The following is a 23,098-nucleotide window of genomic DNA, read 5'->3' on the forward strand; positions in this document are numbered from 1 at the left end:
CCCCGGCCGGGCGCCGGCTGCGACTCCCCGGGCCGGCGCCAGGACCGGCTTCCCGATCAGGGGTGGATGGTTCGCGTCACCGGCACGTCGGCCGTCAGCGGCGCGGGGGCCGCGGGCGTGGGGCGTGGGCGTGGGGCGTGGGCGTGGGGCGTGGGCGTGGGGCGTGGGCGTGGGCGGAAACCATGGGGCCGGTCACGCGTCCGACCCGCAGAATGCAACCATGAACGACGGGCTCGACGACGTCCCCGGCGCCCCCACGGCCGCCCCTGCGACGGACTGGATCACCACTCCCCTCACCGCGGACCTCCTGCGCGGCGCCCTGGATCTGGAGCGCACCGCACACGGGGTGCTGCCGCACCGGCTGCCCGCCCGGGCCCGTGCGCAGTGCGCCGACGGGCAGCTGGCCATGGCGGAGGCCCAGCCCTCCGGCGTACGGCTGGTGTTCCGCACCCGGGCCACCGCCGTCGAGCTGGACGCACTGCGCACCAAGAATGCCTACCGGGGCGTCCCGCCCCGCCCCGACGGCGTGTACGACCTGCTCGTCGACGGCCGGCTGGCCGGGCAGGCCAGTGTGACCGGCGGCAACGTCCTGATGATGGACATGACCACCGGGTCCGCGGAAACCCGGCCCGGCCCGGTCGGCACCATCCGGTTCTCCGGCCTCGCCGACCGGGTCAAGGACGTCGAGATCTGGCTGCCGTACAACGAGATCACCCAGCTGGTCGCCCTGCGCACCGACGCCCCCGTCGAGCCCCTGCCGGCTGGGGACCGCAAGAAGTGGCTGCACCACGGCAGTTCGATCAGCCACGGCTCCGACGCCGCGAGCCCCAGCACCACCTGGCCCGCGCTGGCCGGCTCCCTCGGCGGAGTGGAACTGACCAACCTGGGCCTGGGCGGTAGTGCCCTGCTCGACCCGTTCACCGCTCGCGCCCTGCGCGACACCCCCGCGGACCTGATCAGCGTCAAGATCGGCATCAACCTCGTCAACACCGACCTGATGCGCCTGCGCGCCTTCGGCCCCGCGGTGCACGGCTTCCTCGACACCATCCGCGAGGGCCACCCCACCACTCCGCTCCTGGTCGTCTCGCCCCTCCTGTGCCCCATCCACGAGGACACGCCCGGCCCCAGCGCCCCGGACTTCAGCAGCCTCAGCGCGGGAAGGCTCCAGTTCCGGGCCGCGGGCGACCCGGCGGAACGGGCCGACGGCAAGCTGACCCTCAACGTCATCCGGGACGAGCTGGCCCGCCTGGTGAAGCAGCGGGCATCCGACGACCCGAACCTGCACTACCTCGACGGCCGCGACCTCTACGGCGAGGCGGACTTCGCCGAACTGCCGCTGCCCGACCAGCTCCACCCGGATGCCGCCACACACCATCGCATCGGCGAGCGCTTCGCCGCCCTGGTCTTCGGGCCCGGCGGCCCGTTCGCCGCCGCGCGTGCCTGAAAGGCCCGCCCCAGCCCGGCCGACGCCAGCGCCAGCGCCAGCTCTCGCGCCAGCTCTCGCGCCAGCGCCAGCGCTAGCGCTTGCGCGAGAGCGTCAGGCCGTCCGAGATCGCCAGGAGGACGGATTCCATGCGGGGGTCCGCCGAGACGTGGTCGTTGAAGGCGCGGACACCCGCCGCCGAGCCCGTGGCCGATTCGTCGATGACCTCGCCGTGGAACAGCGTGTTGTCCGTGACGATCAGGCCGCCCGGGCGCAGCCTCGGCACCAGCTCCTCCCAGTAGGCGATCTGGCTCTCCTTGTCCGCGTCCACGTAGGCCATGTCGATGTGCGCTTGCGCCGGCATCGCCCGCAGGGTCTCCAGCGCCGGCGCGATGCGCAGGTCGATGCGGTCGGCGACGCCCGCCTCCTTCCAGGCCTCCTGGCCGTACGCAGTCCACTCCCGCGAGATGTCGCAGGCGATGATGCGGCCGTCGGCGGGCAGCGCCTGGGCCATCGACAGGGTCGAGAAGCCGGTGAACGTACCGACCTCCACGATGTGCCGGGCGCCGGTCAGCCGGACCAGGAAGGCGAGCAGCGGCCCCTGTTCCTCCGCCGACTGCATTCCGGCGACGTCCGGGAACTTCTCGTACGTCGTCGCCACCAGCCCCCGCTGGACCGCGTCCAACGGGGGGTTGTGCGCAAGCATGTACTGGTAGAGCTCGTCAGTGATCTTGGTGCTGTTGCCCTTGGTCATGCCCCCAGTGTGCCGAGTCGGCTGCCCGCCTCGCGGGCGAACGCGCGGACGATTTCCTCGCCGGCGAGGACGCCCGCCGTAGCCAGGGCCGTCACCGTCGGCGCCGCCCACAGCGCGTCCGCCAACTCGCCGTGGCCCGGCCGCCAGCCCGCGTCCGCCGCCAGCAGCAGGTCCGCGTCCAGGAGCGAGTCGCCCGCGGCGAGGGTCACGGTGGCGCCGGTACGCCGTGCCACTTCACGCATCGCCGCGCTCTTGGTCAGCGGACGCGGAACGGCGTAGATCTTGCGGCCCTGGAGCGAGACCGTCCAGCCGCGCGCCTCGGCCCACTCCGCCAGGGACTTCAGCCATTCGTCCGGCACCAGCGCGCGCTCCACGACCAGGTACGCGAAGAGGTCCTCCGCCAGCCGCGCCTTGCGCAGCCACACCGGGTCGGCCGTCGCCAGCAGGTGGGCGTGGACCTCCTCCAGCGGGGCGCACTCCTGCGCGAGCCGTGCGGCGACCTGGCGCCGCCAGTCCCGGTCCGGCACCCCGTCCACGAGCAGCTGGCCGCCGTTGGCGCAGATCGCGTAGGGGATGGGACCGCCGGGGAAGCGGATCCGCTGGTACTGCTTGCGGGTCCGCGTCGTCGTGGGGACGAAGACGACTCCCGGGTCGGCCGTCAGCTCCGCCAGCAGTCCCGCCGCCGTCTCCGTCATGTAGGACAGCGGCTTGCTCTCGTGGACCTCGACGCACAGCAGCCGCGGGGCCACCGGGTCGGGCATGGTCAGGCCGAGGGCGGCCGCCGAGTAGATGAGCGTTCGGTCGAGATCACTGGCTACCAGGACAGTCACTTCGAGGCCACAGCCTTTCCGTCGGCGCCGGTCGCGCCGCGTGTGAATCGGGGATGGATGAGTCCTACGCACGTGTAGGGGAGCCCGTCGACCTCTTCCACCGGGACCCCGCGCTGCTCGGCGAGCAGGCGTACGTGGTCCAGGTCCGCCCCGGCACCCCGCTGGGCCAGGATCTTCCACGGCACCCGGCGCAGCAGCACCCGGGTGGTCTCGCCGACGCCCGGCTTGACCAGGTTCACGTCGTGGATGCCGTACTCCTCGCTGATCCGCTCCACCGCCGCCCAGCCCTCCCAGGTCGGCGTGCGGTCGGCCGCGAGCAGTTCCTTGACTTCGGCGTCGACGGCCTCGGCCACCTCGTCGAAGTGGGCGGCGACGGTGTCGATGAACTCGACGGAGACATCGGCTGCGGCGAGCTCGCGGTAGAACTTCGCGCCGTGGAAGTCGGCGGGACCGACCAGGTCGGACCGCAGAACCGTACGTGAGATGAGACCGGAGACGGTGGAATTGAGACAGGCGGAGGGGATCAGGAAGTCCTCGCGGGTGCCGTACGTCGGCACGCAGGAGCCGGGGTCGGCGAGGACGACGATCTCCGGGTGGAAGCCGGGGAACTCACCGAGCGCGGCCTTCAGTTCGCGCGTGATGGCGCCCTTGCCGGTCCAGCCGTCCACGAAGACGACGTCGGCCGGGTCGTGGTGTGCGGCCAGCCAGCGCAGGGCGTTGGCGTCGATGCCGCGGCCGCGCACGATGGAGACGGCGTAGTGCGGCAGGTCCAGGCCGTGCCGGGCGTGGGCCCAGCGGCGCATCAGCACGCCGACGGGCGTACCGGCCCGGGCCAGGGAGACCAGGACGGGGGACGGGGACCGCTCGGCGAGGACGGTCTCGGTGACGGTGCCGACGGCTCGCGCGATGCGGGCGGCGGAGGCGGACAGGGCGCTCTGGTAGAGCTCCTGGTACTGCGGGGACGGCTGGTACTCGACGGGCAGCGACTCGGCGTAGTGCGCGCCGCCCGCCTGGATCGCCTCCTCGCGCTCCTCGGTCGGGGCCTCCAGCTCCACGTCGGAGAAGTCCTGGAGCAGCCAGCCGACGTCCTCGGCGGCGTACGAGGAGTAGGCGGGGCCGCGCAGGGGCTCGGGCATGGTCGGCTCCTGCCGGTGTGAAATGTGCGGGTCTGAGGTGTGCGGGTCCGAGGTGCCCGGGTCCGAGGTGCCCGGGTCCGAGGTACGCGGCTGCGAGGTACGCGGCTGCGAGGCGCGCGGGGGCACGTACGACGGGATCACGGCGAGCAGGACCCGGCCGGTGTGCGGGGCGAGGGCGGCCAGCAGTCCGGTACGCAGAGCGGGGGTGTCCCCGGCCGAGTCGACGACGGCGACGACTGCGTCGAAGCCGGCCCCCGCGACGTTGTAGGCGTACCGGTCCCCGGGTCCGTCGGCCGGTGCGTCGTGGGCGGGGAAGACCAGCCGGGTGCGGATGGCGTAGCCGGGGTCGTCCACGGCGAGCACCGGCGAGCGGGTGGTGGTCGAGAAGCGGACCTCGCGGGCCGCCGCGGCGTCCTCCAGTGCCTTCGCGAGGCGCAGCGGCGCGTACATCAGCTCCTCGTTGCCGAGTACGAGGACCCGACCGGGCTCCGTGCCGAGTTCTCCCGCGAGCTGGCGGGCCATGGCGGGCAGGGCCGCCTCCAGCGCTGTGCGGTGGGTGGGGGTGAAGCCGTGCCGGGCCCCGTCGGGGACGCCGGCGGGCCAGTCGAGCGCGACCCGCCGGCAGGTGCCGTCGCTGTCCGGCCGCGGGCCGTCCGCCGGGGCTCCGCCCGGTGCCCCGAGCTTCGAACGCCGGCGCGGCCGGATGTCCTCGTACTGCTCGACCAGGGCCTGGCCCTTGGCCAGTACGCCGTCCGGGAGGGACACCGTGCCGGAGGCCAGGGCCACCAGGTCCACCCGCGCGCCGAGCTCGGCGGCGAAGGCGGTCAGCCGGTCGCGGTCGGCCGGTGAGCGCATGTCGACGAGGGCGACCACCACGTAGTGCGAGCGGGGGTGGCGCGCGTGCAGGTCGCGGATGGTGTTGAGGACCGTGTTGCCGGTGGAGAACTCGTCGTCGACGAGGACCAGCGGCCCGCTGCCGGCCAGCAGTCCCGGGTCCTCGGGCAGCAGCAGGTGCGAGGTGGCGTGTGAGTGCGCCTCCTCGAAGCCGCCGGCGGGCTCGACGCCCGTCACGGGCCGGCGGGTGGAGTGCAGGTAGGGGGCGGGGCCCAGGCCGTCGGCCACGCAGTGGCCGAGCCCGGTGGCGGTCTCCGCGTAGCCGAGGACGACCGCACGGGCGGCCGCGTCGTCGCCGAGGAGGGCCCGGACCCGCCGGCCGAGCCCGTACCCGGCCGCGTACACGGTGTCCGGGGACTGCGGGACGTGCTTGCCCAGCACCTGCGAGACCAGCAGGTGCGCCCGCTTGGGGTTGCGCCGCAGCGCCAGCCCGAGCAGCTCCGCGAGCCGTGGTGATCCGGGCTCGGCGGCCTCCTCCAGGCTGATGCCCAGCCGCTCCGCGACCCAGGTTCCCGACCACACCGCTTCGATCGTCTTGCCTTTCCTCGTTGTCTCGTGGCGCTCGGCCGTCCCGCAGCCCTCGGTCGCGCCGTGGCTCTCCGTCGTCCCGCAGCCCTCGGTGGTCCCGTGGCGCTCGTGGGACCCGTCCTCGCCCTTGCCGGACACGCTCACCCGCTCACACCTGGAGCCCGGCCGTGAGCAGGTCGACGAAGCCGACCTCCTCCTTCGCCACACCGAAGACCTCGGCGCGCAGCATGGTGCGCTCCGCCCAGGCGCGGTGGGGCTTCACCTCGTTCATCTTGTTCGTGTAGGCGGAACGCATTACTCCGCCGCCGCCGCGCTCGGGGCGCAGGATGTCCTGCGCATCGCTGAACTCCTCGTGGGAGACCACCGACAGCGCGTGGACGGGGGTCACGTGGGCCGGGTGGATGCAGGTCTTGCCCAGCAGCCCGTTGGCCCGGTCGAGTTCGATCTCGCGCAGCAGGCCGTCCAGGTCGTGCTCGATCAGTGCGGTGCGCAGCTCTTCCACGCCCTCCTCCAGGAAGGGGCTGCGGCGCAGCTGGGGTTTGAAGAGGCGCTGCTGGCTGCGGAAGTACTCCCACACCGGGCCGGTCACGGTGAAGCCGGTGCCGTCGGCGCGACTCAGGACGTTGACGACGTCCGCGATCACGCCGGCCACGATCTGGACGTCGTAGGCGGTCATGTCGGGCGTGCGCCGCAGGCCGTACGCCGAGCAGAAGTCGGTCACGCCGAGCCGCAGGGCCAGCACCCGCTCGCGGTGGCTGTTGACGGTGCGCGAGATGCCGGCGAGGGCTTCGACGCGGGTTTCGAGGTGGAGGAGGTCGGGGGTCTCCAGGACCGGCATGGCGTACAAGCGGGGCTGCCCGCTCGCGGCCTCGGCCTGGGCGACGGCGTCGAGGAAGGCGGTACCGCGGCTTTCGGTGAACTTGGGCAGTACGAATCCGGCCAGTCGCCGCGCGGAGCTGCCGAGGCGCTTCACGAGGTCGGGTATCTGCTCGGGCGTACGGATACGGATGAACAGCAGCGGGAGCTCGTCACCGTCCCCGTCGAGCTCGGCGAACTGCCGGACGAGGTTCTCCTCGGCGCCGGTGACATCGCCGTCGCTGATGGAATCCTCCAGGCAGAGGACCATGGAGACGACTCCGCGGCCGGCCTGCTTGCGGATGTCCGCGGCGAGCTGGGGGCGGGTGGCCGGGCTGTAGAGCGTGGCGCCCAGTGCGGCGGCGAGGGTGCGGGCCGGTGAGGCGGCGGTGAATTCAGCCGGCTCCTGGTGGAAGAGGTCCTTACGGACGGTGGGCGATATGTGCCCGAAGTGACGCATGTGCTTCCCCCGTACTGCCTCGGCGGCCCAACTGGCGTGGCCGGTAATAGCCGGTAATAGTACGTACGAATGAGATCCAAGAGTTCCTCAAGCACATGAAGTTCGGGTAACCCTCATGCACCATGCCCAGGTCTTCCGTTCGAGACAAGGCCCTACGGGGGGCCGCATTGTCCCGCTCCGCCCCGGGAGGGCAGGATGACGGGCATGACGCACGCGATGCAGAAGGGCTCCAACATCCCGGTGACCGCCGTGGCGGTCCGGGCGGTGCTGCGCTGGACCGGTGGCCCCGACGTGCCGGACGTGGACGCCTCCGCGCTGCTGGTGGGCCCGGACGGCCGGGTGCGTTCGGATGAGGACTTCGTCTTCTACAACCAGCCCCGCCACCCTTCGGGGGCCGTCTGGCGGCTCGGCAAGAAGCAGCTCGGCGACGCGGTCACCGACGCCGTCCAGGCGGACCTGCGCGCGGTGACCCCGGCGGTGGACCGGATCCTGGTGGTCGCCTCCGCCGAGGACGTCCCCTTCGAGCGCGTCCGCGACCTGCGGATCCTGCTCTACGACGCCACCGCGAGCGGCGGCTCCGACCCGCTGGCCCACTTCGACGTGCGGCCCGAGACCGGCGCCGAGACGGCGCTGATCTGCGGGGAGCTGTACCGCCGGGGCGAGGGATGGAAGTTCCGCGCGCTCGGCGAGGGCTACTCCGACGGGCTGGTGGGGTTGGCCACCGACCACGGAATCTCGGTGGACGAGAACGCCCCCGAGCCCGCCGGGAGCCCCGAGGCCGGACCCACCGCCGAGCAGACGGCGGCGATGAGCCCGCCGCAGCCCCTGCCCGCGCCGGCACCGCCCACCCAGGCCCCGCCGGCCGTCCCGCCCGCCTACGGGTACCCGCAGCCGGTGTCCCCCGCCCCGGTGCCCGGTCCGGGCGGCGACCCGACCTTCCGGCTTCCGGTGCAGGGCCCGCAGTTCATCCGCCGCTGACCCGATACCCGCAGCCCGCCCGGCGGGGCCGTCAGGCCTTGGTGCTCTTGTAGCCCCGCCCCCACTGGAGTCCCCAGCCGTAGAGCCGGTCCAGCTCGGCCTGGAACCCGTACACGAACTTCACCTCGCGCCGCACGACCAGCTCGCCCTTGACCTTCTCCAGGGAGACGACCGCGCAGGAACGGGCCTCCGGCTGCCGCTCCTCCAGCGCGATCTCGATGCGCGGACCGGAGCTCGGGTAGAGGGTGACCAGGGCGTGGGTCCGGTCGAAGGCCGGGGTCTGGTCGTAGATGTAGACGAAGAGCAGCAGCCGCTTGATCTCGTCGGCGTGGTCGAGGTTGACGTAGAGGGTCTCCCCCGACGCCGATCCGAACCGGTCGTCGCCGCTGAGCTTGACGTACGGCGGGTCGTTGATGTCCCCGAAGAGGTTGCCGAGCGGCTGTACGGCGCCGCGGGTGCCGTCGGTGAGCTCGTAGAGGCAGCCGAGGTCGAGGTCGACATTGACCACGCCCTGGGTGTGCGCCTGCACCATGTCGGGCTTGAAGAGCTTGAACGGGTGCCGGAAGAGCTGGCCGCTCTGGCCGGAGCGGCCGCCGAAGTCCGAGGTGCGCATGCGCCAGGACAGGTTGACGCGCAGATTGCCGTGGACCGCTCCCTGCTTGGTGAGCGACACCGTCGGACGTCGCTTGGTCAGCTCGATCGCGTTCGACGAGGCGCTGCCCGACTGGAACTGCGAGGCGCGAGCGCCCCTGAGCCCGTCGAAGAAACCCATGCCCCAACCCCCCAGGTCGGTTCCCGCACCGGATGTGCGGCGGGGCGGCCGCGCGGTCCTGAAGGATCCGCGCGGCCGCCCCGCCGAGTGAATGGTCCCGCCTGAGAGTATTTCGCGGTCGGGGCCGGGTTACACCCCGGCCTTGACCTCCGCCGGCTCTCCGCCGTCGCCGCCCCCGGCGGTCAGGCGCTTGTTGCGGCGCAGCGAGGACCAGAAGGACCACGCGATCAGCACCACGCCGACGAGGCCGGTGATGAACTCGCTGATCTGGTACTGGATGGTGACGAGCAGGATGACCGCGAGCGCGCCGATGGCGTAGTGCGCGCCGTGCTCCAGGTAGACGTACTCGTCGAGGGTGCCCTGGCGGACCAGGTACACCGTGAGCGACCGGACGTACATGGCGCCGATGCCGAGGCCGAGCGCCATCAGCACGATGTCGTTGGTGATGGCGAACGCGCCGATGACACCGTCGAAGGAGAACGACGCGTCCAGGACCTCCAGGTAGAGGAACATGAAGAACGCGGCCTTGCCGACGAGGACGATGGCCGGGACGGGCTTGCCGCTCTTCTTGGCCTCCTCCTCGACCTCGTGCTCCCGCTCCTCCTCTTCCTCGAGCTTGTTCTCGAAGAAGCCGGAGAGACCGCCGACGACCAGATAGGTGATCAGGCCGGCGATGCCGGAGAGCATCACCGTCGCCGACTTGTCGACGTACGCGCCGCCGTGCTGGTGAGCGTGGGTCGCCACGGTGACGGCGGCGACGAGCAGGACGATCAGTGCGATGCACGCGGAGAGCATGTCGATCTTGCCGAGCTTGGCCAGCGGCCGCTCCAGCCAGCCGAGCCACTTGATGTCGCGGTCCTCGAAAATGAAGTCAAGGAAGATCATGAGCAGGAACATGCCACCGAAGGCGGCGATCGACGGGTGAGCGTCGGTCACCAGCTGCTGGTACATGTCCTTGTCGGTGAGCGCCAGGTCGACGGCCTCGATCGGGCCGAGCTTGGCGCTGATGGCAACGATCACGACGGGGAAGACCAGTCGCATACCGAAGACGGCGATGAGAATGCCGATGGTGAGGAAGATCTTCTGCCAGAAGGCGCTCATCTTCTTCAGGATTCCGGCGTTGACCACCGCGTTGTCGAAGGACAGCGAGATCTCGAGGACGGACAGGATCGCCACGATCCCGAAGGCGGCCCACCCGCCGTAGAACACCGCTGCGACCAGACCGAGCGCGGTGACCGCGAACGACCAGCCGAAGGTTTTCAGAACCACTGGCTACCCCATCATGTGTGTACGGGTCTCCCGCGCGCCGTGCGCGGCTTTACGAAACGTTGACCCCGAAGTCTAGAGCGATGCCTCGCAGCCCCGACGCGTACCCCTGCCCCACCGCGCGAAACTTCCACTCACCGCCGTACCGGTACACCTCGCCGAAGATCATCGCGGTCTCGCTGGAGGCGTCCTCGGAGAGGTCGTAGCGCGCCAGCTCCTGACCGTCCGCCTGGTTCACCACGCGGATGAAGGCATTGCTGACCTGGCCGAAGCTCTGTCGACGGGCATCCGCCTCATGGATCGAGACCGGAAAGACGATCTTGTCCACATGGGCCGGGACCTTGGTGAGGTCGATGATGATCGACTCGTCGTCGCCGTCCCCCTCGCCGGTGAGATTGTCCCCCGTGTGCTCGACGGAGCCGTCGGGGCTCGTCAGGTTGTTGTAGAAGACGAAGTAGTCGTCCCCGAGCACCCGGCCGCTGTTGCACAGCAGCGCGCTGGCATCGAGGTCGAAATCGGCTCCCGTGGTCGAGCGTGCGTCCCATCCGAGCCCGATCAGAACCCGGGTGAGGTTCGGTGCGGCCTTGGAGAGGGAGACATTGCCCCCCTTGGCGAGTGTGACGCCCATGCTGTGGTCCTCCCCGGACGACGACGGTGTGGCGGATGTGGCGGACGCGCCGCGTGCGGCGCCGGCCGCCGGTGGAGCGGGTCCAGCGGATCAAACGGGTAAAGCGGGTCCGGCGCCGTACACACAGTGCACGGCGCCGGACGGGTGAACTGCTCTCGGACTCAGACGTTGACGCCGAAGTCCTGCGCGATGCCGCGCAGGCCCGAGGCGTAACCCTGGCCGATGGCGCGGAACTTCCACTCCGCGCCATTGCGGTAGAGCTCGCCGAAGACCATGGCGGTCTCGGTCGAGGCGTCCTCGGAGAGGTCGTACCGGGCGAGCTCGGCGTTGTCGGCCTGGTTCACGACGCGGATGTACGCGTTGCGCACCTGGCCGAAGCTCTGCTGACGGCTCTCGGCCTCGTAGATCGAGACCGGGAAGACGATCTTGGCGACATCGGCGGGAACGCCGGCGAGGTTGACCTTGATCGCCTCGTCGTCGCCCTCGCCCTCACCGGTGGTGTTGTCACCGGTGTGCTCGACGGAGCCGTCGGGGCTCTTCAGGTTGTTGAAGAACACGAAGTTCGCGTCGCTGGCGACCTTGCCCTGGTCATTGGTCAGGATCGCGCTGGCGTCGAGGTCGAAGTCGACGCCGGTGGTGGTGCGAGCATCCCAGCCCAGACCGACGATGACCGCCGTCAGGTTAGGCGCGGCCTTGGACAGCGAGACGTTGCCGCCCTTGCTGAGGCTGACTCCCACGGGTCCTCCATTGGGTTTCATGTGTGGGGCGGGGCCCCGTCGTGCGGTTGCTTACCGGATCAACGTTTCGATCCTAGTGACGGGTTCCCGCCCGCACGCGGTTTTTGGCGGGTTGCTCAGAGACTGTCGAGGGCCTTGAGGTACTCGTTCAGGTCACGCGCGTCGGCCAGGCCGTTGACGACGGTCCAGCGCACCACGCCGTCCTTGTCGATGATGAAGGTGCCACGGACCGCGCAGCCCTTGTCCTCGTCGAAGACCCCGTAGGCGCGGGAGGTCTCCCCGTGCGGCCAGAAGTCCGACAGCAGCGGGTAGTCCAGGTCCTCCTGCTCCCCGAAGACGCGCAGGGTGGGCACGGAGTCGTTGGAGACCGCGAGGAGCTGGACCTCGCTGTTCTGGAACCGCGGCAGCTGGTCGCGCAGCTCGCACAGCTCGCCGGTGCAGACGCCGGTGAACGCGAACGGGTAGAAGAGCAGCACCACGGCCTTCTCCCCCCGGAAGTCGGAGAGCCGCACGGTGGCGCCGTGGTTGTCCTTGAGTTCGAAGTCCGGAGCCTTGCTGCCGAGCTCGATCGCCATGTTTCGCATCCCTTCGTTCCTGCATCCAGGGGGTGCCCCCGGACGGAGTCCGGAGGGGTTGGGCTGTTCGGGTGAGGCAAGCGTAGGGGGTGCCCGGACACCCGCCGGGACGGTGAACGCGCACACCCCGCCGACCGGGGTCACCTGGTCGGCGGGGTGTGGTTGCGTGTTCGCTCGGCTGCGGGGCGCGGCTCAGCGCTTGGACTTGGCGGCGGTCTTGGGCGTCACCATCTTGGTGGCGGCCCACTCCTTGCCGACACTGATGCTCCTGGTCTGCGAGAGGCCGGCGGTGTCGGCGGCCTCGCTGATGTCGCTGGCCTCGACGTAGCCGGAGCGGCCCGTCTTGGGGGTCAGCAGCAGGATCAGTGCGCCGTCCTCGACCAGCTCTGTGGCGTCGACCAGCGTGTCAGTCAGATCGCCGTCGTCCTCCCGGAACCACAGCAGAACCGCATCGGCGACATCGTCGAAGTCCTCGTCGACGAGATCGGTGCCGATGTGTTCCTCAATGGCATCACGGAATTCCTGATCGACGTCGTCGTCGTAGCCGATCTCCTGGACCACCTGTTCGGACTGGAAACCCAGCCGGGCGGCCAGGCTCTCCGCGTGGTCCGCGGTCGCGCTCACGGGGTGCCTCCTGCTCATGTTCGGTGAATGTCTTCGGCGGCGCGCGTACGCGCAGCATTGGGCGTAGTCCACACGGGCGCGGCGGATCGCGCAAGTACCCGGCCGCCGAGACCGTCGAAACGGTGACGATTGCGGCCGTCTCGCCGCAACTTTCAGCCTCCCCGTCCACACCTCTCGTGATGCATCCCACACCATTGCGGCTCTTTCGGCATCGCTTGAGGACTTTCCTACCTGTTTGAGGGACGAACGGCCTTACGGAGCCGGTGACCGGCTTGGGCGTAAGGTGACGGTTTGGCCGCACCGCCTCCGATCCCCTTCTGCCGGGGATCCCTGCGACTCCAGGGATTACCCACTGGTAAAGATGACGATTTCGGCCGAGCGTAAGACCATGGGAGGCGGCGAACCCAAGGCACGACCCCCCGACAGCGAAGGAACAGCGTGGCTTCCGCATCCGATCGCAATCCGATCATCATTGGCGGCCTGCCGAGTCAGGTCCCGGACTTCGATCCGGAGGAGACGCAGGAGTGGCTCGACTCCCTGGACGCCGCAGTCGACGAGCGGGGCCGTGAGCGCGCCCGCTACCTCATGCTGCGGCTGATCGAGCGGGCCCGCGAGAAGCGCGTGGCCGTGCCCGAGATGCGCAGCACGGACTACGTCAACACGATCGCCACCAAGGACGAACCGTTCTTCCCCGGCAACGAGGAGATCGAGCGCAAGGTCCTCAACGCCACCCGGTGGAACGCGGCCGTCATGGTCTCGCGCGCCCAGCGCCCCGGGATCGGCGTCGGCGGCCACATCGCCACCTTCGCCTCCTCCGCCTCCCTCTACGACGTGGGCTTCAACCACTTCTTCCGGGGCAAGGACGAGGGCGACGGCGGCGACCAGATCTTCTTCCAGGGCCACGCCTCCCCGGGCATCTATGCCCGCGCCTACCTCCTGGACCGGCTCTCCGAGCAGCAGCTCGACGCGTTCCGGCAGGAGAAGTCGAAGGCCCCGTACGGCCTTTCCAGCTACCCGCACCCGCGGCTGATGCCGGACTTCTGGGAGTTCCCGACCGTCTCGATGGGCCTCGGCCCGATCAGTGCGATCTACCAGGCCCGGATGAACCGCTACATGGAGGCGCGCGGCATCGCGGACACCTCCAAGTCCCACGTATGGGCGTATCTCGGCGACGGCGAGATGGACGAGCCGGAGTCGCTCGGCCAGCTGTCCATCGCCGCCCGCGAGGGTCTGGACAACCTGACCTTCGTCGTCAACTGCAACCTGCAGCGCCTCGACGGCCCGGTGCGCGGCAACGGCAAGATCATCCAGGAGCTGGAGTCCCAGTTCCGCGGCGCCGGCTGGAACGTCATCAAGCTGATCTGGGACCGCTCCTGGGACCCGCTGCTGGCCCAGGACCGCGACGGCATCCTGGTCAACAAGATGAACACCACGCCCGACGGCCAGTTCCAGACGTACGCCACCGAGTCGGGCGCGTACATCCGCGAGCACTTCTTCGGCGACGACCACCGACTGCGCGCCATGGTCGAGAACATGACCGACCGGCAGATCCAGCACCTCGGCCGCGGCGGCCACGACCACAAGAAGGTCTACGCGGCCTACGCGGCGGCCAAGGCGCACAAGGGCCAGCCGACGGTGATCCTGGCCCAGACGGTCAAGGGCTGGACGCTCGGCCCGAACTTCGAGGGCCGCAACGCCACGCACCAGATGAAGAAGCTGACGGTCGACGACCTCAAGCGCTTCCGCGACCGCCTGCACATCCCGATCACGGACCAGCAGTTGGAGAGCGGCGCGCCGCCGTACTACCACCCGGGCCCGGATTCCCCGGAGATCCAGTACATGCACGACCGCCGCAACGCGCTGGGTGGCTACGTGCCGACCCGCGTGGTGCGCGCGAAGCCGCTGCAGCTGCCGGACGAGAAGACGTACGCGGCCGCCAAGAAGGGCTCGGGCCAGCAGTCCATCGCCACCACGATGGCCTTCGTCCGCATCCTGAAGGACCTGATGCGGGACAAGGAGATCGGCAGGCGCTTCGTGCTGATCGCGCCCGACGAGTACCGCACCTTCGGCATGGACGCCTTCTTCCCGAGCGCCAAGATCTACAACCCGCTCGGCCAGCAGTACGAGGCGGTCGACCGCGATCTGCTGCTCGCGTACAAGGAGTCGCCGACCGGCCAGATGCTGCACGACGGCATCTCGGAGGCGGGCTGCACGGCCTCGCTGATCGCCGCGGGTTCGGCGTACGCGACGCACGGCGAGCCGCTGATCCCGGTCTACGTCTTCTACTCGATGTTCGGTTTCCAGCGCACCGGTGACCAGTTCTGGCAGATGGCCGACCAGCTGGCGCGCGGTTTCGTCCTCGGCGCGACCGCCGGCCGGACCACCCTCACGGGTGAGGGCCTCCAGCACGCCGACGGTCACTCCCAGCTGCTGGCGTCGACCAACCCGGGCTGTGTCGCCTACGACCCGGCCTACGGCTACGAGATCGCCCACATCGTCGAGGACGGTCTGCGGCGGATGTACGGCCCCGACGCCGAGGACGTCTTCTACTACCTGACCGTCTACAACGAGCCGATCCAGCACCCGGCCGAGTCGGCGGACGTCGACGTGGACGGCATCCTCAAGGGCATCCACCGGGTGTCGGCGGGCTCCGAGGGCGCCATCGGGGCGCAGATCATGGCCTCGGGTGTGGCGGTGCCGTGGGCGCTGGAGGCACAGCGGATCCTCGCCGCCGACTGGAACGTCAAGGCGGACGTCTGGTCGGCCACCTCCTGGAACGAGCTGCGCCGCGAGGCCGTGGAGGTGGAGCTGCACAACCTGCTCCACCCGGAGGAGGAGCAGCGCGTCCCGTACGTGACGCGGAAGCTGTCGGGGGCGCAGGGTCCCTTCGTGGCCGTCTCCGACTGGATGCGCGCGGTGCCGGACCAGATCTCGCGGTGGGTGCCCGGTGCGTACACCTCGCTGGGCGCGGACGGCTTCGGCTTCGCGGACACGCGGGGCGCGGCCCGGCGCTTCTTCCACATCGACGCGGAGTCGGTGGTTCTGGCGACGCTCACCGAGCTCGCCAAGGAGGGCAAGATCGACCGCTCGGTGCTGAAGCAGGCCGTCGACCGGTACCAGCTGCTGGACGTGACGGCGGCCGACCCGGGTGCGGCGGGCGGCGACGCGTGACGCCTGATGCCTGATGCCTGACGCCTGCCGCGGGCGGGACGGGACTACCGCGGGCCGGTGAACGAGTCCACCGGCCGTGGCGGCGGCCCCGGCGACGTGTGAGCCGTAGGGGGCCGGGACCTTGTTCCCGGCCCCCTTACGCGTTCCTTACGATGCTCCGCATGAAGGAACAGTCCGTGCAGCTCCGCTGGGAGCGGCGCACCCAGAAGCCGCTGCTCGTCCTCGCCGTGGTCTTCGCCGTCGCGTACGCCGTCCCGATCGTCGTCCCCGACGCGGAGCCGGTCGTCCATCGGGCGTGCACGGTCGCCGAGTGGCTGGTGTGGGGTGCCTTCGCCGCCGACTACCTCGTACGGCTGGCCCTGTCCCCGGCCCGGAAGGAATTCGTCCGCACGCACTGGATGGACCTGGTGGCGGTGGCGCTGCCGCTGGTCCAGCCGCTGCGGCTGCTGCGGCTGGTGTCCACCCTGCTGCTGGTGGGCCGGCGGGCCCGGATGGCCCCGCAGATCCGGTTGACCACCTACATGGCGGGTGCGGTGGTCGGGCTGCTGATGTTCGGCTCGCTGGCGGTGCTGAGCGTGGAACGGGACGCCCCGGGCGGCAACATCCGCAACCTCGGTGACGCGGTGTGGTGGAGTTTCACGACGATGACGACCGTCGGGTACGGGGACCACTCCCCCACCACCGGGCTCGGCCGGGTGCTCGCGGTGGGACTGATGCTGTCCGGGATCGCCCTGCTGGGTGTGGTGACCGCCAATATCGCGGCCTGGTTCATCTCCCGCTTCGAGCGGGACGACCGGGTGGAGCAGGCCCAGACCGCCGCGATCGCGGAACTGACCGGAGAGGTACGGGCGCTGCGCGCGGAGGTCGCCCGGCTGAGCGGCCCGGTCCCGATACCGGCCCGGGCCGCGGGCGACGCGGTGCCCGGGCCGAGGGAGCCGGCCTAGCTCTCCCACACCTTGAAGGCCCTGACTTGATAAGGGGACTGGGGCAGCCAGACGCCGTCGCCCGGGTAGGTCTGGAACTCGCCGGTCTCGGCGCACTCCGCCGACTGGTAGGTGGTCACGGGGCGTCCGGTCCGGTTGGCGAGGGCCTGGGCGCTCTTGCCGGCGTGCAGCGCGGTGCAGCTGTTGATGTCCAGGGTGCTGAGCTCGTGGACGTGCCGGGTGCCCTTGAAGTCCGGTTTCACCCACAGGCACAGCTGCCCTGTCGCGCAGGCCCCCAGCGGCGGCGGCCCGGCGGCGTGGGCGCCGGTGGTCGTGCTGGGGATGAGGGCGGTGGCGGCCAGGGCGGTGGCGGCGAGTGCGGTGCTCCACGTACGCATGACGGGTCAACTCCTTGTGGACGAAGGGCGCTCCGGACCGTTCCGCAGCACCGTCGGCACCACGCTGACCTGCGGCGACGGCCGTGCGGAAGGGGCTGGGAGCGGGTCCACCCGGATAGGCGACAGCCCCACCGGGGGCCCGGGCGGGGGCTGTCGTACGTACGGAGTTGACGCCTCCGCAAGGGTGGCCGGTGGTCCGTGGGACGGCCCCGGGGTGAGCGGGGGCAGCTCCGCCGCCCGCCACTTGTCCCCGAACGAGTTGCCGACCGTACTGGCCATGGCCGCGCCGAGGACGGCGGTGCCGAGGCTGCCGCCGACCGTCTGGAGTTCGCAGGCCACACCGGAGAGCTTCCAGCGGGGCGTTGCCGACGATGACCTCGGTGGCGCCGACCACGACGGGCGCGAGGCCGAGGACGGCGAACCGGAAGGACATGGTGAGGGTGGCCCGGGCCGGGGGGCATGGTTCCTTGGCGGGTATCGGGCCGTCGACGGTGATCTGATGTGGGCACGCGGTCAGGCTGATGACAGCGACCGACACGTCACAGACGGCTTAACGAGACAGTCCCTGTCACGTCGGTCACAGGTAGCCTGACCGCTCACTCAGCGTCAGATCAGGACCGATCAGGGGCGGCTCGACGGCAGAAAGGACACCGCGGTGATGACCGACGAGCGGCCGGCTGCGGCCGTACCGGTGGCCGGACTGCGCGAGCGCAAGAAGCGACGCACCCGGGACGCACTGCTGCGCGCCGCCCTGCTCCTCTTCATCGACCAGGGGTACGAGCACACCACCGTCGACGAGATCACCGACGCCGTGGAGGTCTCCCAGCGCACCTTCTTCCGCTACTTCGCCAACAAGGAAGAGGTCGCCTTCGCCGTCCAGGATCTGGTCGAGTCCCACTTCGTCGCCGCGCTGCGGGAGCGCCCGGCCCCGGAAGGGCCCTTCGAAGCCATGCGGAACGCCGTGCTCGCCGCCTGGGACACCGTCGGGGAAGCCATCTCCGAGGTGGTCCCCGTCGACCTCTACATGCGCAGCTACCGGCTCATCGAGTCCACGCCGGCCCTGCTCGCCGTGCACCTGCGCCGCTCCACCGAACTGGAGGAGCGGATCTCCCGGTTGATCGCCGACCGCGAGGGCCTGGACCTGGACGCCGATCCGCGGCCGCGGGTGGCCGTCGCCGCCTTCTGCGGTGTGATGCGGGTCACCGGGCGGCTCTGGGGTCAAGGTGAGGACGCCAGCGTGGACGGGATCCGGCGGATGACGGAGGTGTACCTCGACCAGATCGGCCCGGCGCTGGCCGCCGACTGGCGCCGCCCGCAGCCCGGCGGCGGACCGGGATCGGGCGGATCCGCCCCCCGTCCGCCAGAGCCGCGAGCGGGCCCGGTCGCGGCCGGCGCCCGCCCCGTCTGACTCGCCGTCGACCGCGACGGACCGGAAACCCGCCGTCACCCGGTCGGCGGTGACACCCGTCACCCAGCGCGCCGTGTCCGGAACCCGTCTCCTACGCTGGGTCCCAGTGAAACTGTCCGGCCCCGCCCTCCCCACCGCACTCGGCGCCGCCCCGCGCCCCGCCACCCCACACGCCACCGCCCCGCACCCCGCCGCCCTGCGCACCCTGCTCGCGCTCGCGGTGGTCTTCGTCCTGCTGGCGACCACCGGCTGGACCGCCGTGCACCGTCCCGAGGCCGGCACCCCGCTGCGCGCCACCGCCCTCGCCGCCTGGGCCAAGGCCCGCATCGACGGCCGCCCGGTACCGCCCGCGGACGCTCCCGTACGGACCGTGGCCCGCTTCTTCACCGGCCTGGACGGCGCCCAGCGGGCCCGGCTCGCCGACGGCTACCCGCTCGTCGTCGGCAACCTCGACGGGGTCCCCGCCGCAACCCGCTACCGGGCCAACCTGCGCGGCCTGGAACAGGCCGGCCGGATCGAGGACGCGCGCAGCCGCGACATCGGCCTGACCCCGTCCGACCGCACCACGGCCGCGCGCCGCGCCCACCGCTTCGCCTCGCTCGCCGAGTCCGGCCGGCAGATCCTCGCCTTCGACCCCACCGGCGGCGGCCGCGTCGCCGAGGTCTTCGGAGACCTCGACCAGGCCCGCCGGGTCTCGGTGATCGTCCCCGGTGTCGACACCGACCTGATCACCTTCGAACGGACCCAGCGCCGCTTCAGCGCTCCCGTCGGCATGGCGCAGTCCCTGTACGAGGCCCAGCGCGCGGCCGCCCCCGGCAGCCGGACGGCGGTCATCGCCTGGGCCGGGTACACGGCTCCCACCGGGGTCGGCATGGCCGCGGCCACCGGCGGGATGGCCTTCGAGGGCGCCGCCCTGCTGGAGTCGCTGGTGGCGGCGCTGCCCGGGAAGGCGAGCGTGGCGCTGTTCTGCCACAGCTACGGGTCGGTGGTGTGCGGGGTCGCCGCGCGCGGACTGCCGCACCGGGTGACGGACCTGGTGGTGGCGGGCAGCCCCGGGATGCGCGCGGAGAGCGCCGCGGACCTGGGCACGCGGGCCCGGGTGTGGGCCGCGCGGGACGAGGGGGACTGGATCGGGGACGTACCGCACCTGGAGGTCGGCGGGCTGGGCCACGGGGCCGATCCGGTGTCCCCGGAGTTCGGGGCGCGGCTGCTGTCCTCGGCCGGGGCCAAGAGCCACACCGGCTATTTCTCGCCAGGCACCACCTCGGTGGACAACTTCGCCAAAATCGGAACCGGTGCTTTCGGTTCCGTTGTCTGCGCACCCGCGGACGACGCGTGCCGACGCGGATTTTCCGCGACGGAAGCGGACTGACGCGCGTAGAGACCGGAAATCGGGCCGTGCAACGAGGGGGACGCCCGGGGGCCCCTCCCTTTACCATGTGCCGCATGGGTGACGTACTGGCCGGAAACCATGCCGTCTGGGAGTTCGACTCGGACTCGGTGCTCATCCGCTTCGCACGGGGGATACGAACGCCGAGGACGCCGAGACTCTTTCACGCCCTCGGCTCGCGCCGGGTCCCCCTGGAAGCGGTGTCCGAGGTGACCGTGACCGCCGGGAAGCGGGACACGGTGGTGTTGCGCGCCGTCCCGCGGCCGGGCGCGGATCCGCTGATGGAGGCCGCCGCCGGGCAGTTGAAGGAGACGTGCGACCCGTACCGGCTGGTGCTGCCGGGCGAGCGGGCGCCGCTCGCCGCGGCCTTCGCCGACGCCCTGCGCTCCCGGCTCGGGCCTGATGCCGCCGAGCCGGCCCCGCACTTCCTGGTCGGCGTACCGCAGCCGCCGGTCCACCTGAAGGCGTACGACGCACGGGTGAGCTTCGACGGTTCGTCGGTCGGCTTCCACTGGTCCCGTACCGGCGCCACCAGCACCAAGTGGAAGGCGGGCGACCAGCGTTACCCGCTGGCCGCCCTTACCGGCATCGAGTGGAAATCCCCGGACGGCCCGGGCGGCCACCTGCGGCTGCTGCTGCGGGAGCCCCGGCAGACCGGCGCCGACCCCCGCCCGGACCACGACCTCGCGGCCGCGGTCTTCGGCGTCGGATACGGGGCGGTGCACGAGTCGCTGCCGTTCGCCGCGGCCCTCCTGTCGGCCCTGCGCGATCGCAGCCCGGTCGCCGCGGTCCCCCGGGCCCGGTCCGGCGACGACCGCCTGCGGCACCTGGGCGAGCTCCACACGGCGGGCCTGCTGACGGACGCGGAGTACGCGGCGCTGCGGGACCGGTTCGCGGCGGAGTCCCTCTGACGCCCGGGCGCGGCCGGTTCGGCCGGGTCCGGTTCGGCCAGGTCCGGTTCGGCCCGGTCCGGTTCGGCCCGGTCCGGCCCGCCCCGGCCGATCCCCCGCCCCCGCCCGGCCCGGCTCAGCCCTCGCGGGCCGCCGAGGTGGAGCTCATGTCCGGGTAGCGGTCGCCCTCGACCCGGGCGGCGATCGGCTCCAGCAGCGCCAGCTCCGCCGCCGTCAGGGTGATCCGGGTCGCCGCGGTGTTCTCCGCGAGGCGTCCGGGCTTGCGGGTCCCCGGGATCGGGATCACGGGCAGCCCGTGCACCGTCGCCCGCTGCTGCACCCACGCCAGGGCGATCTGCGCCGGGCTCGCCCCGTGCGCCTGCGCGATCTCCCGTACCGGCGCCAGCAGCGCCGCGTTGGCCTTCGCGTTGTCACCCGTGAAGCGGGGCTGGAAGCGGCGGAAGTCGTCCGCCGACAGGTCCTTGCCCGCGTCGGCGAAGGCGCCCGTCAGGAACCCGCGCCCGAGCGGCGAGTAGGGCACGAAGGCCACGCCCAGTTCGGCCGCGGCGCCCACCGCGCTGCGCTCCACGTCCCGGCTGAACAGCGACCACTCCGACTGGAGCGCCGCGATGGGGTGCACCGCGTGCGCCTCGCGCAGTTCCGCGCCGGTGACCTCGCTCAGCCCCAGGTGGCGCACCTTCCCCTCCCGCACCAGTTCCGCCATCGCGCCCACCGACTCGGCCAACGGCACGGCCGGGTCGCGCCGGTGCATGTAGTACAGGTCGATCACCTCGGTCCCGAGCCGCCGCAGGCTGCCCTCGACGGCCTGGCGGATGTACGCCCGGTCGTTGCGGATGCCCCGGTAGTGCAGGTCGTCGGTGCGCTCTATGGCGAACTTCGTCGCCAGGGTGATCTCGTCCCGGTGCGCGGCCACGAACGGCGCGAGGAACTCCTCGTTCTTACCCCGCCCGTACACGTCCGCGGTGTCGAAGAGGGTGACCCCGGCGGCCAGGGCCGCGTCCAGGGTCTCCCGGGCCGCCGCTTCGTCCGTGTCCCCGTAGAACTCGCTCATGCCCATGCAGCCGAGGCCCTGGACCCCGACCAGCGGGCCGCCCTTGCCGAGTTCGGCCCGCTCGATGGTGGTGGTGCCGTTCCGCGTCATTGCTCCGCCTTCTCCGCGACCGCGTTCGTCGCATACATCCCGATCTTGAAGTCCAGTACGCCGAGCGCGTCCGTCAGCTCCGCGATCCGCGCCCGTACGTCGCGCCGCGTCCGCTCCAGCAGCTCACGGCGCTCGTCGACGGTGTGCTCGCCCTCGCGGACCAGTTCGGCGTACCGGACCATGTCCGCCACCGACATCCCGGTGGCGCGCAGCTTGCCCACGAAGGCCAGCCAGTCGAGGTCCTTGTCGCTGAACCGCCGCTGACCCGAGTGGGAGCGGTCCACGTGCGGCATCAGGCCGATCCGCTCGTACCAGCGCAGGGTGTGCTGGGTCAGACCGGTCCGGGCCTCGACCTCGCTGATCGTGTACCGCGTCGGCGTCAGGCTCTGGCTCATGGGCCCCACGCTAAAACCTTGGAGTGCACTCCAAGCAAGTAGGCTCGGCCGCATGGAGAGCGTGGAGACCCTGCACAGCCTGCGGATCATCGAGACCTGGCCCGTGACGACCGCCGCGGCGGCCGTCGTGCGCGGCGACGGGAGCCTGGCAGGCTCCCACGGGCCCGTCGGCCGGCGCTTCGCCCTGGCCTCGGTCACCAAGCCGCTCGCCGCGTACGCCGCCCTCGTCGCGTACGAGGAAGGGGCGATCGAGCTGGACGAGCCGGCCGGGCCCGTGGGCTCGACGGTCCGTCACCTCCTCGCGCACACCAGCGGCCTGGCCTTCGACGAGCACCGCGTGACGGCCCCGCCCGGACAGCGCCGGCTGTACTCGAACGCCGGTTTCGAGGTGCTCGGCGACCACATCGCCAAGGCGACCGGCATCCCCTTCGCGGAGTACTTCCACCAGGCGGTGTGCGAGCCGCTGGGCATGACGGCGACGACCCTGGACGGCTCGCCCGCCAAGGACGGCGTCTCCACCGTCGGCGACCTCGTACGGTTCGCCGCGGAGCTGCAGGCGCCCCGGCTGCTCGACGTCCGCACGGTCGCGGAGGCCACCTCCGTCGTCCACCCCGGCCTCAAGGGCGTGCTGCCGGGCTACGGGCACCAGTCCCCCAACGACTGGGGGCTCGGCCTGGAGATCCGCGACGGCAAGTCCCCGCACTGGACGGGCTCCTCCTCCTCGCCGCGCACCTTCGGCCACTTCGGTCAGGCGGGCACCTTCCTGTGGGTGGACCCCGACGCGCGCGCCGCGTGCGTGGCGCTGACGGACCGCGCCTTCGGCCCGTGGGCCGTGGAGGCGTGGACCCCGTTCACGGACGCGGTCCTGGCCGAGCTGGCCTCCCGCCCGGACAGCGTTTAG

Annotated in this window: 21 protein-coding genes and 1 pseudogene; 8 read left to right on the forward strand and 14 right to left on the reverse strand. The window is 71.4% G+C overall.

The genetic code is table 11. The features are described 5' to 3' along the window. Positions 1–220: 220 nt before the first annotated feature. Positions 221–1,444: a GDSL-type esterase/lipase family protein gene (locus tag ABZX75_RS00780; RefSeq protein ID WP_355406352.1), complete on the forward strand. Its 1,224-nt coding sequence runs from the start codon at positions 221–223 to the stop codon at positions 1,442–1,444. A 73-nt stretch (positions 1,445–1,517) separates the two neighbouring features. Here ABZX75_RS00780 and ABZX75_RS00785 read toward each other — a convergent pair whose 3' ends face one another. From ABZX75_RS00785 to ABZX75_RS00800, 4 genes are all read right to left on the reverse strand, one after another. Further along, positions 1,518–2,177 (reverse strand): O-methyltransferase, encoded by a 660-nt coding sequence (locus ABZX75_RS00785; protein ID WP_355406354.1) that lies wholly within the window; start codon positions 2,175–2,177, stop codon positions 1,518–1,520. Then, a complete protein-coding gene (locus ABZX75_RS00790; protein WP_355406356.1) occupies positions 2,174–3,007 on the reverse strand; it encodes an HAD family hydrolase in 834 nt (277 codons plus the stop codon). The genes ABZX75_RS00785 and ABZX75_RS00790 overlap by 4 nt, the downstream gene beginning before the upstream one ends. Then, positions 3,004–5,568, reverse strand: a complete 2,565-nt coding sequence (locus tag ABZX75_RS00795) for a phosphoribosyltransferase (RefSeq protein WP_355407002.1) — start codon at positions 5,566–5,568, stop codon at positions 3,004–3,006. The genes ABZX75_RS00790 and ABZX75_RS00795 overlap by 4 nt, the downstream gene beginning before the upstream one ends. A gap of 145 nt (positions 5,569–5,713) precedes the next feature. Then, positions 5,714–6,880, reverse strand: a complete 1,167-nt coding sequence (locus ABZX75_RS00800) for an HpcH/HpaI aldolase/citrate lyase family protein (protein ID WP_355406358.1) — start codon at positions 6,878–6,880, stop codon at positions 5,714–5,716. A 204-nt stretch (positions 6,881–7,084) separates the two neighbouring features. Between ABZX75_RS00800 and ABZX75_RS00805 the strand changes: the two genes are divergently transcribed. Next, a complete protein-coding gene (locus tag ABZX75_RS00805; RefSeq protein ID WP_355407004.1) occupies positions 7,085–7,858 on the forward strand; it encodes a TerD family protein in 774 nt (257 codons plus the stop codon). A gap of 31 nt (positions 7,859–7,889) precedes the next feature. Here ABZX75_RS00805 and ABZX75_RS00810 read toward each other — a convergent pair whose 3' ends face one another. The 6 genes from ABZX75_RS00810 to ABZX75_RS00835 all read right to left on the reverse strand — a co-directional run bounded on the left by ABZX75_RS00810 (position 7,890) and on the right by ABZX75_RS00835 (position 12,460). After that, positions 7,890–8,630, reverse strand: a complete 741-nt coding sequence (locus tag ABZX75_RS00810) for a Tellurium resistance (protein WP_355406360.1) — start codon at positions 8,628–8,630, stop codon at positions 7,890–7,892. A 129-nt stretch (positions 8,631–8,759) separates the two neighbouring features. Continuing rightward, positions 8,760–9,899, reverse strand: a complete 1,140-nt coding sequence (locus tag ABZX75_RS00815; protein WP_355406362.1) for a DUF475 domain-containing protein — start codon at positions 9,897–9,899, stop codon at positions 8,760–8,762. Positions 9,900–9,948: 49 nt separating this feature from the next. Then, the gene (locus ABZX75_RS00820) at positions 9,949–10,524 is read right to left on the reverse strand and encodes a TerD family protein (protein WP_355406364.1); all 576 of its coding nucleotides are present in this window, start codon (positions 10,522–10,524) and stop codon (positions 9,949–9,951) included. Between the two features lie 161 nt (positions 10,525–10,685). Next, positions 10,686–11,261, reverse strand: a complete 576-nt coding sequence (locus ABZX75_RS00825) for a TerD family protein (protein WP_254385430.1) — start codon at positions 11,259–11,261, stop codon at positions 10,686–10,688. Positions 11,262–11,377: 116 nt separating this feature from the next. Continuing rightward, positions 11,378–11,836, reverse strand: coding sequence for a peroxiredoxin (locus ABZX75_RS00830; protein WP_355406366.1), 459 nt, complete (start codon positions 11,834–11,836; stop codon positions 11,378–11,380). A gap of 192 nt (positions 11,837–12,028) precedes the next feature. Beyond that, positions 12,029–12,460 (reverse strand): DUF3052 domain-containing protein, encoded by a 432-nt coding sequence (locus ABZX75_RS00835; RefSeq protein WP_355406368.1) that lies wholly within the window; start codon positions 12,458–12,460, stop codon positions 12,029–12,031. Between the two features lie 438 nt (positions 12,461–12,898). Between ABZX75_RS00835 and aceE the strand changes: the two genes are divergently transcribed. Then, a complete protein-coding gene (gene aceE / locus ABZX75_RS00840) occupies positions 12,899–15,631 on the forward strand; it encodes a pyruvate dehydrogenase (acetyl-transferring), homodimeric type (protein ID WP_355406370.1) in 2,733 nt (910 codons plus the stop codon). Between the two features lie 161 nt (positions 15,632–15,792). Further along, complete coding sequence (locus tag ABZX75_RS00845) at positions 15,793–16,575, forward strand: potassium channel family protein (RefSeq protein ID WP_355406372.1); 783 nt, start codon at positions 15,793–15,795, stop codon at positions 16,573–16,575. Here the strand turns inward: ABZX75_RS00845 and ABZX75_RS00850 are convergent. Together ABZX75_RS00850 and ABZX75_RS00855 are read right to left on the reverse strand one after the other, a co-directional pair. Continuing rightward, positions 16,572–16,952 carry a peptidase inhibitor family I36 protein gene (locus ABZX75_RS00850; protein WP_355406374.1) on the reverse strand — a complete coding sequence of 127 codons (381 nt, stop codon included), beginning with the start codon at positions 16,950–16,952 and terminating at the stop codon, positions 16,572–16,574. The two genes, ABZX75_RS00845 and ABZX75_RS00850, sit on opposite strands and share 4 nt — an antisense overlap. A 216-nt stretch (positions 16,953–17,168) precedes the next feature. Next, a pseudogene (locus tag ABZX75_RS00855) lies at positions 17,169–17,394 on the reverse strand (MFS transporter); the annotation flags it as partial. A 216-nt stretch (positions 17,395–17,610) separates the two neighbouring features. On the opposite strand from ABZX75_RS00855, the gene ABZX75_RS00860 reads away from it, so the two are divergent. The 3 genes from ABZX75_RS00860 (at position 17,611) to ABZX75_RS00870 (ending at position 20,661) form a co-directional block, all read left to right on the forward strand. Next, a complete protein-coding gene (locus tag ABZX75_RS00860) occupies positions 17,611–18,360 on the forward strand; it encodes a TetR family transcriptional regulator (RefSeq protein ID WP_355406376.1) in 750 nt (249 codons plus the stop codon). 220 nt (positions 18,361–18,580) lie between these two features. Then, positions 18,581–19,732, forward strand: a complete 1,152-nt coding sequence (locus tag ABZX75_RS00865) for an alpha/beta hydrolase (protein ID WP_355407006.1) — start codon at positions 18,581–18,583, stop codon at positions 19,730–19,732. 74 nt (positions 19,733–19,806) lie between these two features. Further along, a complete protein-coding gene (locus ABZX75_RS00870) occupies positions 19,807–20,661 on the forward strand; it encodes a DUF4429 domain-containing protein (protein ID WP_355406378.1) in 855 nt (284 codons plus the stop codon). A gap of 115 nt (positions 20,662–20,776) precedes the next feature. On the opposite strand, the gene ABZX75_RS00875 is transcribed toward ABZX75_RS00870, so the two are convergent. Beyond that, positions 20,777–21,802: an aldo/keto reductase gene (locus ABZX75_RS00875; protein WP_355406380.1), complete on the reverse strand. Its 1,026-nt coding sequence runs from the start codon at positions 21,800–21,802 to the stop codon at positions 20,777–20,779. Continuing rightward, positions 21,799–22,197 carry a MerR family transcriptional regulator gene (locus ABZX75_RS00880; RefSeq protein ID WP_355406382.1) on the reverse strand — a complete coding sequence of 133 codons (399 nt, stop codon included), beginning with the start codon at positions 22,195–22,197 and terminating at the stop codon, positions 21,799–21,801. Before ABZX75_RS00880 ends, ABZX75_RS00875 begins: the two co-directional genes overlap by 4 nt. A gap of 70 nt (positions 22,198–22,267) precedes the next feature. Here ABZX75_RS00880 and ABZX75_RS00885 point away from each other — a divergent pair, with 70 nt between their 5' ends. Next, positions 22,268–23,098: a serine hydrolase domain-containing protein gene (locus tag ABZX75_RS00885; protein ID WP_355407008.1), complete on the forward strand. Its 831-nt coding sequence runs from the start codon at positions 22,268–22,270 to the stop codon at positions 23,096–23,098.

Origin of the sequence: Streptomyces sp. NPDC003038 (assembly GCF_040611115.1) — a bacterium.
Taxonomy (GTDB): domain Bacteria; phylum Actinomycetota; class Actinomycetes; order Streptomycetales; family Streptomycetaceae; genus Streptomyces.